Origin of the sequence: Pseudoalteromonas sp. Ld20, assembly GCF_045064175.1 — a bacterium.
Lineage (GTDB): Bacteria > Pseudomonadota > Gammaproteobacteria > Enterobacterales > Alteromonadaceae > Pseudoalteromonas > Pseudoalteromonas neustonica.
This window is the reverse complement of the sequence record NZ_JBISHB010000043.1, coordinates 85088-103621: the sequence shown is the minus strand read 5'-3', so window position 1 is coordinate 103621 and position 18534 is coordinate 85088. Positions and strand designations below refer to the sequence as shown.

Genomic DNA, 18534 nt, shown 5'->3' with positions numbered 1-18534 from the left:
GCAGCGCGTGGCAGAGCAGTTTGATGTAGTTATTGTTGGTGGCGGTTTAGCGGGTGCCAGTTGTGCGTTAAGCTTGGCTAAACATGCGCCAAACCTCAGCATTGCCGTAGTTGAGGCTAATCAAATAAATGCTGACTATCACCCTAGTTTTGATGATCGTAGCATTGCGCTAGCCCAGCAATCTGTACAGTTTTTAAAGGGGTTGCAGGTGTTTGACCCCGATATTGGTTTTGCTACTGCGATTAAAAAAGTATCCGTATCGGATCGTGGGCATTTTGGAAAAACTCATATTAATTGTGATGAGTTTGCTCAACCTGCACTGGGTTATGTGGTTGAAGTTAATCCATTTGGCCGCTCACTTCATAATCAGCTCACCAATTCACACATTAAACTGTTTTGTCCTGACAGTATCGCGAGCTTAAACTACACAAGTGACAATGCACAGATCACCTTACAATCAGGCAATAGTTTAAATGCCAAGTTAGTGGTTGTTGCCGATGGAGCGCAGTCGCCAACGCGCGAATTAGCGAAGATAGACTTTGCAACCCAGCCATATTCGCAAGGGGCAATCATTGCCAATATCGAAGTGGCAGATGGCCACCATAATCATGCCTTTGAACGCTTTACTGAGCATGGGCCAATGGCATTATTACCCATGAGTAATAACCGTTATTCGCTAGTATGGTGTATGGATAAAACGGATATTGACGATCACCTAAAGCTAAGTGATGATGCTTTTATTAATGCTCTACAAAGTGCGTTTGGCTATCGTGGCGGGCTATTTAGTAAAGTGGGTATGCGTGCAAGTTACCCGTTAGTGTATGGCCGTGCAGAGTCTTTTAGTAGTCATCGAACAGTACTTATTGGCAATGCTGGGCATGCAATTCATCCTATTGCAGGACAAGGATTTAATTTAGGTTTGCGTGATGTACAGCTGTTATGTGAGCTAATAACAAGTGAATTAGTAAAAAGTGAATCAGCAATCGGCAGCTACGCATTTACACGTGAATATGCCAAGCAACGTAATCAAGATATTAATACCGTAATGACGCTAACGGATTCTTTAGTGCGGTTATTTTCAAACTCATCACGGGTACTGGCATTTGGCCGCAGCTGCGGTTTATTCTCCATGGATTTATGTTCCTCATTAAAAACCCCATTGGCAAAGCAATTAATGGGGCAAGTAAAACAAGGTAAACGACTATGAAGCAAGCACAAGTATGTGTTGTGGGCGGTGGCTGTGTAGGCTTAACGCTCGCATTAGGGTTAGCCAAAGCGAATATCAGCGTGGTCGTAATAGATGCTGCGTCAAAGCAGGTATTGCCTGGCGATGAATATGGTTTACGAGTAAGTGCATTAAGCCTTGCTAGCCAAGCGTTATTTGAATCCCTCAATGTATGGCCAGAAATTATAGCAAAGCGGGCGCGCGCTTATACCCATATGGATGTACGCGACCAAGACAGTTTTGGTAAAATTGCCTTTAACAGCGATGAGCTAGATTTACCTCATTTAGGCCATATAGTCGAAAACGATGTTATTCGTTATGCATTGATCAAAGAGCTAGAAAATCATAGCCAAGCAACTTTATTATTTGATACTCGTTACCAACAAATTCATCAAAGTGACAATGACGTATTTGTTACTTTAGATTCAGGGGAGCCGGTGATAGCCAAATTACTGGTGGCGGCTGATGGTGCAAATTCAGCAATTCGCAAACAGTTTAACTTGCCAATTACCTTTAAAGATTACGACCATAACGCTATTGTCGCGACGGTTAAAACCGCTGAGCCACATAACAATATGGCACGCCAAGTATTTTTACCAACAGGGCCATTAGCATTTTTACCATTGCCAGATGCCAACACTCATTCAATTGTATGGTCAACAAGTCCTGAGCACTGCCAAACGTTATTAGCAATGGATAACAACGATTTTAATAAAGCGATAATGGCCGCTTTAGATAGCCAATGTGGGTTATGTGAAGTGCAAAGTGAGCGTGCTGCGTTTCCATTAACAATGCGTTATGCGCAAACGTGGGTAGAAGGTAAAGTAGTGTTAATAGGCGATGCTGCCCACACCATTCACCCGTTAGCTGGGCTTGGTATGAATTTAGGCCTCAAAGATGCCGCTTACTTAATTGAGCTGCTAAGCCAACAACATAAAGAGTTTGCAAGTTCACGTACTCTGCGTGATTACGAACGTACCCGTAAACTCGACGCGCAAAAGCACATAGCCATGATGCAAGGCTTAAAAGAACTTTTTGAAGGCGCTAACCCGCTTAAAAAACTAGTGCGTGGAGTGGGTTTAAGCTTAGTTGATAACCTAGGCCCTATTAAGCACCTATTTGCAAAACAAGCGATAGGGAAGTAAGGGTAGTTTGCGAGAGTAAGGCTTTTGAGGGCAAGGTTAGTGGCTTTATACGAGTGACTTTTGCCTTAGGCGTTTTCTGTATTCACTCGGTGTTGCGCCTTTTAACATTAAAAAACGCCGATTAAAGTTTGAAATATTTTTAAATCCACATTGGTCGCTAATGGCGGTGATTGACCTGTTAGTGTTAATTAATTCTTTACACGCATGACCAATTCTCAATTGGTTAATAAACTCTGTTAATGTGCGTTCCATGCGTTTTTTAAAAAAACGATGAAAGTGGTTGGTGCTCATATGCGCCATAATAGCCAACTGCTCGGCGCACAATGTTTCAGTATAATGTCGGTAAATATAATCTATTACTTTATCAAATTTATCGTGCGCTTGATGGGTGTGCGTTGACACGCTAAAGGTTGAACTCGATAACATTCTTGCGCTGTGCTCTTTGCTCATTTCCCTTAATAATGCAAGCAACCCTAAATATTGTTCAAAAGGTTCGCTGGCTTCAATTTTTTCAAAGTATTGCTTAGCAATGACCGCTGTTCGCCTTGAAAATTTAAGCCCTCGTTGTGATGCAATCAATAGCGCTTCTAAAACAGCTAATTCAGGGTGGTTACTGACATGTTGGCTAAGCCATTTTTTTGGTATTTGTGCTACATGTACAATTTGCACACTGTTATCTGAGTTGGGGGATGATTGCCAAGTATGCGGTAAATCAGGGCCTAAAATGACTAAATCAAGATCATCATATGGTGCAATATAATCACCAATATGGCAAACGCCTTGGCTATTGAGCGTTAAACAGATCTCAAATTCAGGATGGTAGTGCCAGTTAAAAGGGATGTAATCTAAGCTGTACTTACAATATCGCCATGATGAGTTGTTGCTTGGGATGACCTTTTCACACATTGCCCGCATGACTTAATTCCTAGGGTTATTATTCTCGCTTCTATTTGAACAATTTATACTCTTAGGTGTGATACTTATCTATTCATAATTAGTATTAACCTATCGTTATGTTGTGTGATTTATGGTTTTTTAGCTCGATTTTTCAACATTCCTACAAATTATCCGATCGAAAAGTATCATAACTGGTGAGAATTGTACCTCTTAGTACGTGTTGTGCACGGTAGTCTAGTTTCGCTATCAAAAACAATAAATAGAGGGACTAGGAATGAAAAGCACAAACAACAAGGCACCATTAAAATTGTCAACATTGGCGATATGTATCTCAGCGTTATATATCACCCCGATGACATTTGCAGCAAATGAAACACAAGCAGAAAGTGACATTGAAACCATTGAAGTGCGTGGCATTCGCCGCTCACTTGAAGCATCAATGAACACTAAACGTTTTGCCGATGGTGTAGTTGATGCGATCACCGCAGAGGATATAGGTAAATTTCCGGATAAAAACATTGGTGATGCGCTGCAACGTATCTCGGGTGTCACGGTTGACCGCCAATACGGTGAAGTAAATGGTGTGACTATTCGAGGTACTGCACCAGAGCAATCAAGAGTACTGTTAAATGGGCAAACTGTTGCAAGTACCTCATGGTACGACTTAGGCCCAGCCACTCGTACTTTTAATATGGAGCTGTTATCAGCCGAGCAAGTATCGGGTGTTGCAGTGTATAAAACCCCTGAAGCAAACATCGAAGAAGGCGCTCTCGGTGGTACGGTTAATTTAACGACACGTAAGCCGCTTGATTTAGATTCTAATACGCTAATGGTATCAGCTGAGCTGGCACAAAGTTCATTGTATGATGAAACAGATCCTGGCGCATCAGTTCTGGCTAGCTGGAAAAATGATGACGAAAAATTTGGTATTTTAGCGGCGTATTCTTATGAGCAATTAACTTCTGGGCGTCATGTACTTGAGTCAATTGGTGGATATTACGAGTACTTTGCAGCAGATCAAGCAACAGGGCAAGATTCAACCGTTGGTGCATGGAGCTTAGGGTCGCAGGCATTTAAATCAGAGCGTGAACGTACCAGCGCACAATTAACAGCACAGTTTGCGCCAACTGATAACCTGGAGTTTGTACTTGATTATTTTCGCTTTGAATTTGATAACCCGCATGTAAACCATAATTTTTTAACAGTTGGCGCGCGTGGTGCGGGCTCTACCAACGTAACTAATAATGGATTAGGCGGTACTGAACGAGCAACTATTACACCTGCGTATGCCTCTATTATTTATAACCCAGTAGTACGCAATGCGGTTAATATGAAAGCGGATGTACTTAATTTATCAGGTAAGTATCAAGGTGACGGTTTTGAAGTAAGTGGTGTGATTGGTAAATCTACATCAGACGGCGGCACGCAATTTGGCGCATCATCTTGGTGGATCCCAGCTTCAGATGAAGGCGGTAAAATAGGCGATCCGGCATTTCCAAATGGCCAAAACAGCACAGATGGCGGTTTTACTTATGATGCTACTGGCCCATATCAAGTATGGTTAACATCCCTTGATGCTACAGATGCAAGCAAGTTTAAGCATGCACAAGAGGCTAATTTTGACACCACAGTACAAGAGCATAATGTAAGTTACGCACAGGCTGACCTTAAATTTGAACTCGATGGTGACACCTTTACCGCAATTAAAGCGGGTATCAAATTTAATAGCAGCGAATTTTCACGTGTAGCTTTTAATCGTAACCCAGATGAAGTGCTCGGTTTTGTTCCTGATGGTAATCTAGCAAATTGGAGTGATGGTGTATTATCTGGGCTACATTCTCAAAGTGCTGGACATACATTAAATGCGTATGCGTCACTTGATACAAATAAGTGGTGGGACTTTATTAGTGGTAAATACGCGGCAGGCGAGTTAACAGAAGTTGCCAACCTAGGGAATACGTTCTCGGTAGATGAAGACATTATCGCTATTTACGCTAAAGCCGATTTTAGCGGCGAAAACTATCGGGGTAATGTTGGCCTGCGTTATGTAGAAACAGAGCAAACCTCCAGAGGTTATGCAGGTGGTGCCGTTTATAACAAGACCGTTGATTATAGTAACCTGCTACCAAGTGTAAATTTTGCCTATGACTTATCGGATGAGATTATTTTACGTGCTGCTGCATCGCAAGTTATGTCGCGAGCAAACTACAGTGATTTAAAACCAGGCTTAGCAATTAACGCCAACTTTGGTAGTGCGACTGGCGGTAACCCAGATCTAAAACCATACGAAGCAAACCAAGCTGATATCGGGATTGAATATTACTTTACTGAAGCATCAATGGCCTCCGCTGGGTTTTTTACCAAACAAATTGACAACGTTGTCTTTTCAACTGAAGGCGTTGAGTTTGTTGATGGGTGTGGTGCAAGTGCGGATCTGTACGATAAATGCCGCGTTACTCGCCCACGTAGTAATGGCAAAGGCTCTGTAAATGGTCTTGAGTTACAACTACAGCATAGTTTTGATAATGGTTTTGGTGTAGTCACCAACTACACCTATGTAGACAGCGAAACAACTACACCAAGTGGCTCTAAAGAAATGGTGCCTGGGGTGTCTGAAAATAGCTTTAATGCATCACTTTTCTTTGAGAACGACATAATAAGTACCCGTTTAGCTTATAACTGGCGTAGTGAATGGATTGGTGTTGGTGCAGCGCAAGCGGTTAAGAATGATGATTATCAGCAACTTGATGCTTCTATTATTTGGCATGCGATGGAAAACTTAGATGTTAGTCTGGAAGGCGTAAACTTAACTAACGAAGTAGTGCAATCATACGATACTAACTTTGCTTTAACGCAAAATACCATCGAGTTTGGTTCACGTTATTACCTTGGCGTAAGTTATAAATTTTAATAAGGATAGGCCGCCGTTTGGCGGCCTTTAATATTTAACTTATGGCAATCATAAATAAATTAGTTATCTTAGGTGGTGGGAGCGCAGGATGGATGTGCGCTGCGTATTTATCTAAACAGCATCCAAAGCTGGATATTACGGTTGTTGAATCAAGTAAAATTGGCAGTATCGGTGTTGGTGAAGGTTCAACACCACACTTAAAAACGTTTATGGATACATTGGGGGTTAGTGAACAGCAATGGATGCCTCAGTGTGATGCAAGCTACAAAGCCGGAATTTATTTTAACAATTGGAATGGTGATGAACGCCGCTATTTTCACCCGTTTTATAGCCAAATGGATGAAAAAACGGCCGAGGTATATTGTGTAAATGCCAATGCCAGAAGGCGCGGCAATGGTGATTGGCAAGCACCTGATGATTACTTTTTAACAGGCCACATAGCAAAACACAATTTAAGCCCAAAAGTGCATACGCCAATGCTTAAAGAGCAAACCTATGGCTATCATTTTGATGCCACTAAACTTGCTGCTGTATTAAAAGCCTATGCGCAAGAAAAGGCTGTTAAACATATTGATGGTGAATTTAGCCAAGCGCAGTTAAGTGAGTGCGGCAATATTGTCGGTATTACGCTTATTGATGGTCGACAGGTTAACGGTGACTTTTTTATTGATGCTAGCGGCTTTAATGCATTATTAATTGAGCAAACCCTAAAAACCCCTTTTAACTCATTTGCGAATGAACTACTTAACGATAGCGCAGTCGCTGTAGCGACTCCTGTAACTACGGATGGCGTTATTTCATGTGCCACCCAATCAACAGCGTTAAGTGCTGGATGGTCTTGGCAAATTCCCCTCACCAGTCGCACTGGTAACGGCTATGTGTATAGCTCAAAACACATCACTGGCGAACAAGCCCAGTCTGAACTTGCAGATCAATTAAATATAGATGCACAAAATAGCGCTTTTCGGCATTTAAAAATGAAAGTGGGGTGTATGCAGTCAGCTTGGCAAAAAAATGTCATGGCGATTGGTTTGGCGCACAGTTTTATTGAGCCTATTGAAGCGACGTCTTTGATGGTGACTCAGCACAGTATTAAATTATTTAGCCAAGCATTAGTAAAGCTGCAAAACAACGAGCAACCATTAGCATTGACCGAGCACGTTAATCAGCAATTACATCAATTAGTGTACGGGATTAAAGATTATGTGGTGGCGCATTATGCAACCAGTCAGCGCACCAACAGCAGCTATTGGCTAGCTGCAACGCAATTAACGCATAGTTCCAACGCATTAAAATCATTATTAATCGCATGGCTTAATGGCGATGATTTTGACGTTTACTTATCAAAGCATGCTCAACAACAGGTTTATTTTAGGCCAAGTTGGTATTGCTTGCTCGGTGGTATGGATTTTAAAAGTGAGCGTTGTCAGCAGGTATTTGATCCCGCATCCACTGCAATAAATAATGCGGCAAAAGCATATTTAAATGAGTTGTGTGATCAGCACTGCGAACCACATGCAAAGCAACTGCATACGATGAAAAATCAATATAGCACATCGGCTAAAGTGGGTTGAAAAGTACCAATAAGCAGTAGAGCAGTGCCGCATGGTTTATTTTAAAGTGGCAGACTTAACCAATTAAGAGTGGTGATTAACTATTCCCTTGAATCATTTTGTTTGTATGCCCACGAACAGATTGTAATCACCACTCTTTTTATTTTATTTGTAGACTTTCAGGTAGCACAATTATGAAAAAAAATTATTTGATAGTATTAATGGTACTCAGTACTTTTTTTGTTATTTCATTTATAACGAACTTACTTGCGCCGATATTCCCGGCTTTGATCCAAAGTTACGATATTGGTTTAACCCTAGCTGGCTTTTTCTCGTTTGCATTTTTTATTGCCTATGGTGTGATGTCGATCCCAGCAGGTTTATTAGTGCAAAGCTTAGGTGAGAAAAAGGTGATGCTGATTGCATTCTCATTGGCACTATTTGGTAGTGTGCTATTTGTTAGCATGCCTGTTTTTGCAGTGGCAATGTTAGCGTTATTTTTAATTGGCACCGCCATGGCGCTGTTGCAGGTGGCCATTAACCCGCTACTAAGGGCAAGTGGTGGATCTAAACATTTCGCTGTGTTTTCGGTGGCGGCGCAGTTGATGTTTGGTGGCGCGGCAACGTTATCACCGCTGGTGTATAGCGCACTTGTTAAAGCTGATGTACACGCACAGGGTCAAAACTGGTTGTTGCAATTGGTGCCCGCAGATATGACGTGGCTAAGTATGTACGTATTATTTGCACTGTTATGCGTGGTGATGCTGGTGGTTATCAGTGTTGTTCCTATGAAAAAAAAGGCGCAAGCACAGAGTTCGCAACAAAACAGTATTAGACAAAGCCTGCAATTATTTAAAGATCCAACCGTAATTAAATTCTTCTTCGCTATTGTGGCTTATGTCGCACTTGAGCAAGGCGTGGCTAATTCAATTTCAGTATTTTTACAAACCTACCACCAACTTGATCCAAATACACAAGGAGCCCAAGTGGTGAGCCAATTTTGGTTATCACTGACATTAGGGTGTTTATTGGGAATTATATTGTTAAAACTCTTTGATGCTAAACATGTCCTACTGGCTTTTAGTGTTGGTGCAGTGATAAGTCTACTAACGGCATTATTTGCAGGGACTGCGTTGGTTTTATGGGCGTTTCCTGCGGTTGGATTTTTCTTATCAATTATGTGGTCAGTGATATTTTCGTTGGCATTAAACTCGGTTGCAAAAGGGCATGGCACGGTATCAGGAATTTTATGCACGGGGATTGTGGGTGGTGCGTTTGCATCGCCTATAGTCGGAGCGATGAGTGAGCTGACAGGTAGCTTGCAACTATCATTATTACTGTTACTTATACCACTTGGTTATATTTTAAGTGTGGGTATCTGGGCTAAGCCTCTTATTGCTAATCACACGTTTAAACGTAATTCACAAACAGCAACACTTGCTGAAAGTAACTAATTTAACTTGATGACAAAAGAGGCTGTAATGTCACAAACTTTATTATGTGTTGACCTAGGTGGCACGAAAGCACTAGTAGCAAAAGTAACCGCTAATGGTGTAATTGAAAAACGTTATTTTGACGTGGATGGCGCTGCAAGTAAGCAGCAAACAAACGATTTTTTATGCAGTATTATCAGTCAAGTTATTGATCAAACATGCATGGGTATAGTGATTGGCGTACCCAGTATGGTAGTGATGAAAACAGGCGAAGTAATTGAAACGGTTAATATCCCTAATTGGAAAAACGTACACCTAAAGCAATTGTTAAACACGCACTTTAAATTACCTGTGCTTGTTCATAACGATGCCAATTGTTTTGCTATGGGAGAATTTACCCAAGGTGACTTTAAATCAGATACGAATCTAATTGGAATTTGCTTAGGCACGGGCCTTGGCGCAGGGTTGGTGTTAAATGGTCAGCTATACACTGGCAAGCATTCCGCCGCTGGCGAGTTTGGTAGTTTTACTTATCAGCAAGGTATTATTGAGCACTTTACCTCAGGGCAGTTTTTTATTAATCAAGGTACAACGGGCAAACAAACTTACCAAGATGCCCTTGATGGTGATGCACATGCGCTGCAGTTATTCGATGAGTTTGGCATGCACTTAGCCAATGCAATAAGCCACGTAGTTCTGGCGTTTGACCCTGATGTTATTGTACTTGGTGGCTCAGTTGCTCAATCATCGGCTTTCTTTTTACCGAGTTTACATACCCAGCTAGCCAAGCTTGTTAATCCGGTTATTTTACAGTCGTTAGATATTCGTATCAGTGAACTGGGTGATGATGCGCCATTACTGGGCAGCCACGCTTTGTTCATGCACGAAATTACCAGCGTTCAGCCACTAGGAGCCAACTATGCGTAAATTTTTATTATTTATGGCTGGGGCATGCTCGGCCACAGTAATGGCTAAAGCACCAACACAAATTGAGCTAGATACGTTAGCGCAGCAGTTATCGGTAAGCTATGAACTACTATCGGCAAAGCCTGATGTGTGCCCAGCACCGCATCAATCGCAGTGTTACTTATCACGGTTAACATTGAGCGCTCCTTACGACGTAAAAAGTAATAGCTGGTCTGTTTATTTTAGTCAGTTAATGCCAATTTACAGCACTGACTCAGCGCAATTTAGCATTACTCATATTAATGGTGACTTACACCAAATAAAGCCCACAGCAGCGTTTACTGGCTTTAAAGCAAATACGCCAATCAGTATTGAGTTTTATACTCAAGAGTCGCAAATTACCCGCTCAGAGTTTATGCCTAACTACATGTTGGCAAGTAGTGGTTTAAAAAGTCGGGTTATTGATAGCACTAAGACCACCTTAGACCCTGATACAAAGCTTGAGTTGCAACCTTATTTAGCCCCATTTTTAACACTTGAACAATTACAAACGAGTAAAGATGATGCCACGGTGTGGATGGGGGCTGAGTATTTATATCAAAATGAAACAAAGCCTACATTAAGTAAAGCGCCGCTTAGTGTGATACCAAAACCGGCTGATTTAACTGTATTAACAGGGGACGTGGTCGATTTGAGTCAAGGTCTAAACTTACAATTAGATGATACCAATCAAGCGCAGTTAAGCGCGGCGCTCACGCGACTAACAAGCTTTGGTATCAAGCAACACAGCCAAGGTATAGCTACCACAATTAATTTTGATCTACCGGGTAATGTGCCCGAAGCCTATACCCTTAGTATGCAACATGATCAAATAGCGATCAGTGCAAGCAGCCTATCAGGCGTGTTTTATGCTCTACAGAGTATTGCTGGATTAGTGAGCCTTGAGAATTTAACCATACCCGCGCTCAAAATTACTGATGCACCACGCTACCCGTTTAGGGGCATGCATATTGATGTTGCACGTAATTTTCGCTCAAAAGCATTTATTTTAAACACCATAGAGCAAATGGCTGCTTATAAGCTAAATAAACTGCACTTACATTTAGCTGATGATGAAGGGTGGCGATTAGCGATTAAAGACTTGCCAGAGTTAACTGAAGTAGGCGCAACACGCTGTTTAGATTTAACCGAGCAAGCGTGTTTACTACCGCAACTAGGCGCGGGACTTAATAAGGGGGCTGCGGTGAATGGCTATTACAACCAAGCTGATTACATTGAAATATTAAAATATGCCCAAGCGCATTTTATTGAAGTGATCCCATCCCTTGATATGCCAGGGCATTCACGCGCTGCAATTATCGCGATGGAAGCGCGTTTTAATAGTTTAACAGCACAAGGAAAAAGCGCACAGGCACTCAAGTATCGTTTGGTGGAGCCTGCTGATAAAACTAACTACAACTCTATTCAGCACTATAACGATAACACGCTCAATGTGTGTTTAGACTCAACCTATCAATTTATAGATAAAGTACTTGATGAAGTAAACGCGCTGCATGTGCAAGCGGGGGTACCTTTTAAAACCTACCATATAGGTGCTGATGAAACCGCGGGTGCATGGGTTGATTCGCCAAGCTGCAAAGCACTTAAGCAACAACAACCAGAGTTACATTCATTTAATGGCTACTTTATTGAAAAAGTGAGTAGCCTAGTGGCTGGTAAAGGCTTAAAAGTAGCTGGTTGGAGTGACGGTATGAGTGATGTTGCACTTAAGAACATGCCCAAAACCGTGCAATCAAATGCATGGGCAACGCTCAGTGAAGAGGGTCATCAAGTTGCACACCGTCATGCTAACCAAGGTTGGGATGTGGTGCTATCAAGCCCAGACGTGACCTATTTTGATTTTCCTTACCAGTCACATCCGCAGGAGCCGGGCAATCACTGGGCAAGCCGCGCTATTGATAGCAAAAAAGTATTTGGGTTTATGCCTGATAATTTACCTGCACATGCTGAAATTTGGCAGTCAGTAAAATCACAGAACTACAGTGCTGATGACCGCCAGAGTATTCGCACTAAAGAATTTCATGGCCTACAAGGGCATTTGTGGTCAGAGTTATTGCGCAGTGACCGTCAGGCGGAATATATGCTTTATCCTCGACTGCTGGCGTTAGCTGAACGTGCTTGGCATAAAGCACCATGGGAACTTGAATATAAGACGCAGGGAGTTAAGTACGATCAAAATACAGGGCACTTTAAAACAGCATTAAAGCAGCAAAAAGAGGCTGATTGGCAACGTTTTGCAGCGTTAGTTGGCTTTAAAGAATTAGCTAAGTTGGAACAAGCAGGGCGCTTTTATCGTATTCCAAGTGTTGCTGCACGCGCCATTGATAATAACGTTGATGCATTTATTCCTTATCCAGGGCTTACAATTGAGTACCAAAACAGTGATGGGCAGTGGCTTAAGTATAAAGCCGATAGCAAGCCAGTATCAGCACAGCAGGTACGTGCAATATCAGTTAATGGTTTGCGTAAAGGACGAGCATTAGAGCTATAATTAACATGTTTGATGAGTGAATAAAAAGCCGTGCGAGTCTTAATCGTGCGGCTTTTTAGTTTTTTGGTTGGCCTAAAATGATAGCGCTGTCATTTTTGTTGGTGTATGATTAATTTTATGTAATAAAAATGGTTTTAGTATTGTATGCCTTGTTTTTTAAAGCTTTTACAGTGTAATACTAAAATAATTAATTAAAATAAACAGTTGAGATAAAATTATGGAAGCAACCGTCGAGTGTGACGCAAACACAAAACATAGTATTTGGCTGCCAATGACATTGGCCGGGTCAATGTTCTTTATTCTAGGGTGTATAACCTGGTTGAATGGCGCAATAACCCCGTTTTTACAACAAATGCTAGTGTTATCACCATTGCAAGCATCGTTTATTATTTCATCGTTTTATATTGCTGTAACAGTCGCAGGTATCCCATCTGCAATGCTTATAAAGCGTGTTGGCTATAAAAATGGTATGGCGATAGGGTGTGCGATAATGGCTGCTTCGGCGCTAATGTATATACCTGCCGCTAAAATGCAAATGATCGAAATATTCTTATTTGCACAGCTAATGATAGGTGTTGGCCAAACTATTTTACAAACCGCGATCAACCCGTATGTGGTTAAAATGGGCTCTGAGAAATCTGCTGCAGTACGTGTATGTATTATGGGCTTATTAAATAAGTTTGCTGGTGTAATTGTACCGGTACTTTTTGCAGCCGTAGTCGTAAGCGGCGTAGTTGCTGACGGTGAACAGTTATCACAAGCACAAAAAGATGCGATGGCGAATAGCTTGATCCTACCTTATATCGGTATTGCTGGTTTAATCTTTCTATTTGCATTATTTGCTAAGTTTGCACCATTACCAGATTTAGTATTCGAAGAATCTGAAGGTAACGGCAAAGGTGAAGTAAAAGAAGCGTTAAGCCACCCACACCTAGCGTTAGGCGTTATTGGTATTGCCTTATATGTAGCCGTTGAAGTTATCGCAGCAGATACTATTGGTTCATATGCACTACACTTAGGAATTGCTGATTACTCTGTTATGACTTCGTATACTATGGCGTGTATGTTAATTGGTTATGCTATTGGTATTGCACTTATTCCACGTTTTATGTCGCAGCAAAATGCACTTGTTATGTCAGGTATTGCCGGTATTGTGACTGTGCTTGCCGTAGTTATGGGCAGCAACGATTCGTTTATTATTGCTAACTTATTACTTGTACCATTTGGTGGCCCTGAGTTACCTGATCCATTGTTATGTATCGCATTACTAGGTTTTGCTAATGCAATGGTTTGGCCTGCAATTTGGCCGTTGGCACTTGCAGGGCTTGGCCGTTTAACGGGTACTGCGTCTGGTTTATTAATCATGGGTATTGCGGGTGGTGCATTAGGTCCATTACTTATAGGATTAGGTAACGTAGCCGGTCTTGGTTCTCAAGGTGCTTATATCGTGATGATCCCAAGCTATATCTTCATTTTATTTTATGCCCTAAAAGGCCATAAAATGAGAAGTTGGAAATAGTTAAGTTATCTAGCTGCAGGCTTGAATAAAGCTAGCGAGTTTGGTGATAAAGAGCGTGGTTTTATACCGCGCTTTTTTATGCCTTGAATTTGAGGTAGTGATCAAAATTGGCTAGATGCTTACGTGTAGTCTTGATGTAGGTTGGGCTTTAGCCTAAAAGGCGCTGAGGTTTGAAGTTACTAATAGGTTTAATCTACACGCTGTTTTTGCGATAAATCACGACCTACAAGTGGATCTGTGTTTAGTTGTTGGAGCGATGTAGGTTGGGCTTTAGCCCAAAATGCACTGAGGTTTGAAGTTACTAATAGGTTTAATCTACGCGCTGTTTTCGCGATAAATCAAGCCCTATAATTGGATCTGTGTTTAGTTGTTGGAGCGATGTAGGTTGGACTTTAGCCCAAAATGCACCGAGGTTTGAAGTTACTAATAGGTTTAATCTACGCGCTGTTTTCGCGATAAATCACGACCTACAAGTGGACCTGTGTTTAGTTGTTGGAGCGATGTAGGTTGGGCTTTAGCCCAAAATGCACCGAGGTTTGAAGTTACTAATAGGTTTAATCTACGCGCTGTTTTCGCGATAAATCACGACCTGCAAGTGGATCTGTGTTTAGTTGTTGGAGCGATGTAGGTTGGGCTTTAGCCCAAAATGCACTGAGGTTTGAAGTTACTAATAGGTTTAATCTACGCGCTGTTTTCGTGATAAATCATGACCTACAATTGGATCTGTGTTTAGTTGTTGGAGCGATGTAGGTTGGGCTTTAGCCCAAAATGCACTGAGGTTTGAAGTTACTAATAGGTTTAATCTACGCGCTGTTTTCGTGATAAATCACGACCTACAAGTGGATCTGTGTTTAGTTGTTGGAGCGATGTAGGTTGGGCTTTAGCCCAAAATGCACCGAGGTTTGAAGTTACTAATAGGTTTAATCTACGCGCTGTTTTCGCGATAAATCACGACCTACAAGTGGATCTGTGTTTAGTTGTTGGAGCGATGTAGGTTGGGCTTTAGCCCAAAATGCACTGAGGTTTGAAGTTACTAATAGGTTTAATCTACGCGCTGTTTTCGTGATAAATCACGACCTACAATTGGATCTGTGTTTAGTTGTTGGAGCGATGTAGGTTGGACTTTAGCCCAAAATGCACTGAGGTTTGAAGTTACTAATAGGCTTAATCTACGCGCTGTTTTCGCGATAAATCACGACCTACAAGTGGATCTGTGTTTAGTTGTTGGGGCTATGTAGGTTGGGCTTTAGCCCAAAGGCACTGAGGCTTGAGGTTACTAATAGGCTTAATCTACGCACCTTTTCATGTTCGTGATAAATTACGCCCTACGATTGGTTCGTCATTATCGTAATAAATAATAGTAACAAAAAAGCCGTGTTTGATTTATCAAACACGGCTTTTAATATTTTTAGCTGTTACGCTTAAAACGCGAAGCTATAACCCATTTGGATTGTACGTGGCTTACCAGGTTGGATGCCGCCGTTTGCGCGGTTAGAGATGTAAGTGTTATCAAACAAGTTATCAACCGTTAGGTATACTTTTTGATTGTCATCAATTAAGTATTTAGCGGCTAAATCCCACACTACACGGCTGTCGATTGCATTTAGGCCGTCAGCACTTAAATCAGCGTGCGCGTCAGATACATAACGTACTTGCGTATCAAATACGAAGCTTGAAAGCGCTGCGCCGAATGAAAGAGCAAGTTGATTTTCTGGAACGTAAGGCATTGCATCGCCTTTATTTACTTGACCCCAGATATCTGATGCAAAGTCATTTTTAAACTGTGAGTCAGTGTAAGTGTAAGTTAAACGTACTGGGAATGTTGCGCTGTCAGTTTCGAAAATACGACCTGCTGAGAACTCAAAACCAGATACTTCTACTTCACCGTAGTTATATTGGTCACCAATGTTCTCATCACTACAACCGATAGATGCAGTACAGTTACCGTGCATATTGCTGTAATCAGAGAAGAACGCAATGATTTCACCATCAAAACCAGCTACGTTATAACGGCCACCAAACTCGATGTTTAAGCTTTCTTCTTCTTCTTGGTCAGCATTACCAGGTGAAGCTGGTGCATAACCTTGCTGAATACCAGCAAGTAACGTTAGGCTATCGCTCACAGTATAAGTTGCACCAAGTGAAGGTACTAAGATCTGTGTATCGTTAGAGATATTTTTAGTTAAACCATTTTCACGTTTAGGGTCAGATTTAGACCACTCTTCACGAGTAATAGTGATGTCTTCATAACGAAGGCCTGCATTAATAACTAACGCATCGATTGTCCATTCATCTTGAATGAATAATGTCGTTGCTTCAGCGCTATCAAAGCGGTTGCTGTTTGAACCAGGCGCACCAGCACTTGTTAGTGTCATTGAAAGGTCTTGGTTAAGCGTGTATTTGTCTTCCCACTGGAAACGGTCCATTTCATCTTGATGATGACGTAAGCCTACAGTGATGTAGTGATCGCCTGCTGGAATGTGTAGTTCAGTTTGAATACCTTTTGCTTGGTAGTCACGGTTATTCGCTTTAACGCCAATACCTTCAATGCCTTCAGCTGTTGGTGCAGCTTCAAATTCACTGTACTGTGCTAAGTAGCTTTCGCTTACTTTGCTTGCTTTATACCAGTTACGATGAAAATCATTTAAGTAAGCTGTTGCTAAAAATTCATAGCCAGCACCAAAACGGTATGCATAGTTTAATTGGTATGCATTATGTTGCGTGTTCATTTGGTCTTTTTGCGACGCAGCATAACGACGATTTGGCGACGCTTGATAATCAGCCTCAGTTAAACCCATGTAAGTTTCGTCAGATTGCTCATCAGAGTACTTAATTTTCATTTCTAGGTTATGTGCGTCGTTTTCGCCAAATTTGTAACCAAATTTAAGTAATACGTCGTTCTTTTCAAAACCAGTGTTGTCGCTACCTACTGGTAATTCTTTAAAGCCATCAGCGCCATAGCTGAAAACTTCAATTAGGGCAGCGGCATTATTTTTTTCTTTACCGAAGTACGCATGGCCTTTATAAAAACCATCAGTACCAAGTTCTGCATTAACTAAACCAGTAGAACCTTCTGTTGGTAAGCTACGTGATACTAAGTTTAAAACACCGCCCGTAGTACGTGGGCCATATTTAACAGATGCTGCGCCTTTTAATACTTCAACTGATTGCATACGACCCATAGTAGGGAAATAGTAAGCTGATGGAGCAGAATAAGGAGCTGGAGCGGCTAGTACGCCATCTTCCATTACAGAAATTTTATCGTTACGGCCAGTACCTGTACCACGCATACCAATGTTAGGGCGCAGACCGTAGCCGTCTTCTTCTTGAACATATACACCAGGTACTGAGCTCAATACGCGTGAGATATCAGTGTACTCAAATTTTTGTAGCTCTTCATCACTGATAAAAGTAGCTGAACCTGGAATGTCGTTAATAGCTGCTTGTGAGCCAATTACGGTGATTTGTTCAAATGCTTGCTCTTTTTCAGTTACATCTTTAGCAATAGCACCTGCACTTAGTGATAAGGTAATTGCTGCAGCAAGAGTAGAAACAATAAACTGAGATTTCATTGAATATCCTGTATGTTTAATGGAAACAAAAATAATTTACTAATTTAAACACGGTAACAAATACGAATCAATGTCATTGCATATTATATTATGTCATTTTTTCGAATATAGGTGTTTAGTATTAATGTTTGAGGTCAATCAACACTTCAAAGTTGACACTAAAGTACCACTCGTGATTTTTCTTTGTTCAAACTACATGTTTAACGATTAAGTAGTTTTGTTTAAGTAAGCTTACTTAAGTAAAACAGTAAACCATCAGTTTTATATCACGCCTTTATCAATCAAATAACCTGCTAATAGATAAGATGAAAACTCTATTCAAAGGAGTTTATATGAAAATTATTTTAGCTATTTTTTTATGCCAGTTATGTAACATTACATATGCAAGTACCATTCAGTCGGGTTTAAAAGTACTGAGTATCAAATCAGCTCATTTATCTAAGCCAATCGAAGTTGAGATTTATATCCCCAATGGTTACGATGAAAAGAGAGTGACGCCTTATCCATTACTAGCAACTAGCGCTGGTGATAGCCGTATCGCTATGTTACAAAGCCAAATTGATTGGTTGAGCCATGTTGATTTTGGGCCTATGCCCAAGGTAATTATGGTGCGTATTCCTAATATTGAACGCTCAGATAAAGCGAATTACAGCGATGATGAGCTACTAGCGACAATTTTGCACACCGATGTTTACCCTTTATACCCAAACCACCTCAAGATGCGAGTTTCAGTTGGAATTAAAAGCGATTTAGGCAAGGCATTGATTGCAAGTAATAGTGGTTCTATTGTTAAAATCAATAACGCAGTATAAATCGCTTTTA

11 protein-coding genes are annotated in these 18534 nt (G+C 41.2%); 9 read left to right on the top strand and 2 right to left on the bottom strand.

The annotated features are described in order from the left end of the window. Nucleotides 1-7: 7 nt before the first annotated feature. Both ubiH and ACJJVX_RS17575 read left to right on the top strand, forming a co-directional pair. On the top strand, nucleotides 8-1207 hold the full coding sequence (gene ubiH, locus ACJJVX_RS17580) for a 2-octaprenyl-6-methoxyphenyl hydroxylase (RefSeq protein WP_405632677.1): 1200 nt from the start codon (nucleotides 8-10) through the stop codon (nucleotides 1205-1207). Continuing rightward, a complete protein-coding gene (locus ACJJVX_RS17575; RefSeq protein ID WP_054453709.1) occupies nucleotides 1204-2370 on the top strand; it encodes an FAD-dependent monooxygenase in 1167 nt (388 codons plus the stop codon). The genes ubiH and ACJJVX_RS17575 overlap by 4 nt, the downstream gene beginning before the upstream one ends. Before the next feature lie 45 nt (nucleotides 2371-2415). Here ACJJVX_RS17575 and ACJJVX_RS17570 read toward each other — a convergent pair whose 3' ends face one another. Next, nucleotides 2416-3285, bottom strand: coding sequence for a helix-turn-helix domain-containing protein (locus ACJJVX_RS17570; protein ID WP_405632674.1), 870 nt, complete (start codon nucleotides 3283-3285; stop codon nucleotides 2416-2418). A 256-nt stretch (nucleotides 3286-3541) separates the two neighbouring features. On the opposite strand from ACJJVX_RS17570, the gene ACJJVX_RS17565 reads away from it, so the two are divergent. From ACJJVX_RS17565 to nagP, 6 genes are all read left to right on the top strand, one after another. Continuing rightward, nucleotides 3542-6178: a TonB-dependent receptor gene (locus tag ACJJVX_RS17565; RefSeq protein ID WP_405632671.1), complete on the top strand. Its 2637-nt coding sequence runs from the start codon at nucleotides 3542-3544 to the stop codon at nucleotides 6176-6178. A 41-nt stretch (nucleotides 6179-6219) separates the two neighbouring features. Then, nucleotides 6220-7752 carry a tryptophan halogenase family protein gene (locus tag ACJJVX_RS17560; protein WP_054453711.1) on the top strand — a complete coding sequence of 511 codons (1533 nt, stop codon included), beginning with the start codon at nucleotides 6220-6222 and terminating at the stop codon, nucleotides 7750-7752. 173 nt (nucleotides 7753-7925) lie between these two features. Then, nucleotides 7926-9185, top strand: coding sequence for an MFS transporter (locus ACJJVX_RS17555; RefSeq protein ID WP_405632669.1), 1260 nt, complete (start codon nucleotides 7926-7928; stop codon nucleotides 9183-9185). A 27-nt stretch (nucleotides 9186-9212) separates the two neighbouring features. Next, nucleotides 9213-10091: an ROK family protein gene (locus ACJJVX_RS17550; RefSeq protein ID WP_405632666.1), complete on the top strand. Its 879-nt coding sequence runs from the start codon at nucleotides 9213-9215 to the stop codon at nucleotides 10089-10091. Next, nucleotides 10084-12621, top strand: coding sequence for a family 20 glycosylhydrolase (locus ACJJVX_RS17545; RefSeq protein WP_405632664.1), 2538 nt, complete (start codon nucleotides 10084-10086; stop codon nucleotides 12619-12621). Before ACJJVX_RS17550 ends, ACJJVX_RS17545 begins: the two co-directional genes overlap by 8 nt. A gap of 217 nt (nucleotides 12622-12838) precedes the next feature. Beyond that, on the top strand, nucleotides 12839-14140 hold the full coding sequence (gene nagP / locus ACJJVX_RS17540; RefSeq protein WP_054205594.1) for an N-acetylglucosamine MFS transporter NagP: 1302 nt from the start codon (nucleotides 12839-12841) through the stop codon (nucleotides 14138-14140). Between the two features lie 1421 nt (nucleotides 14141-15561). Here nagP and ACJJVX_RS17535 read toward each other — a convergent pair. After that, nucleotides 15562-17712, bottom strand: coding sequence for a TonB-dependent receptor family protein (locus tag ACJJVX_RS17535; protein WP_405632661.1), 2151 nt, complete (start codon nucleotides 17710-17712; stop codon nucleotides 15562-15564). A gap of 332 nt (nucleotides 17713-18044) precedes the next feature. On the opposite strand from ACJJVX_RS17535, the gene ACJJVX_RS17530 reads away from it, so the two are divergent. After that, nucleotides 18045-18524 carry a hypothetical protein gene (locus ACJJVX_RS17530; RefSeq protein WP_054453717.1) on the top strand — a complete coding sequence of 160 codons (480 nt, stop codon included), beginning with the start codon at nucleotides 18045-18047 and terminating at the stop codon, nucleotides 18522-18524. Nucleotides 18525-18534: the final 10 nt, after the last annotated feature.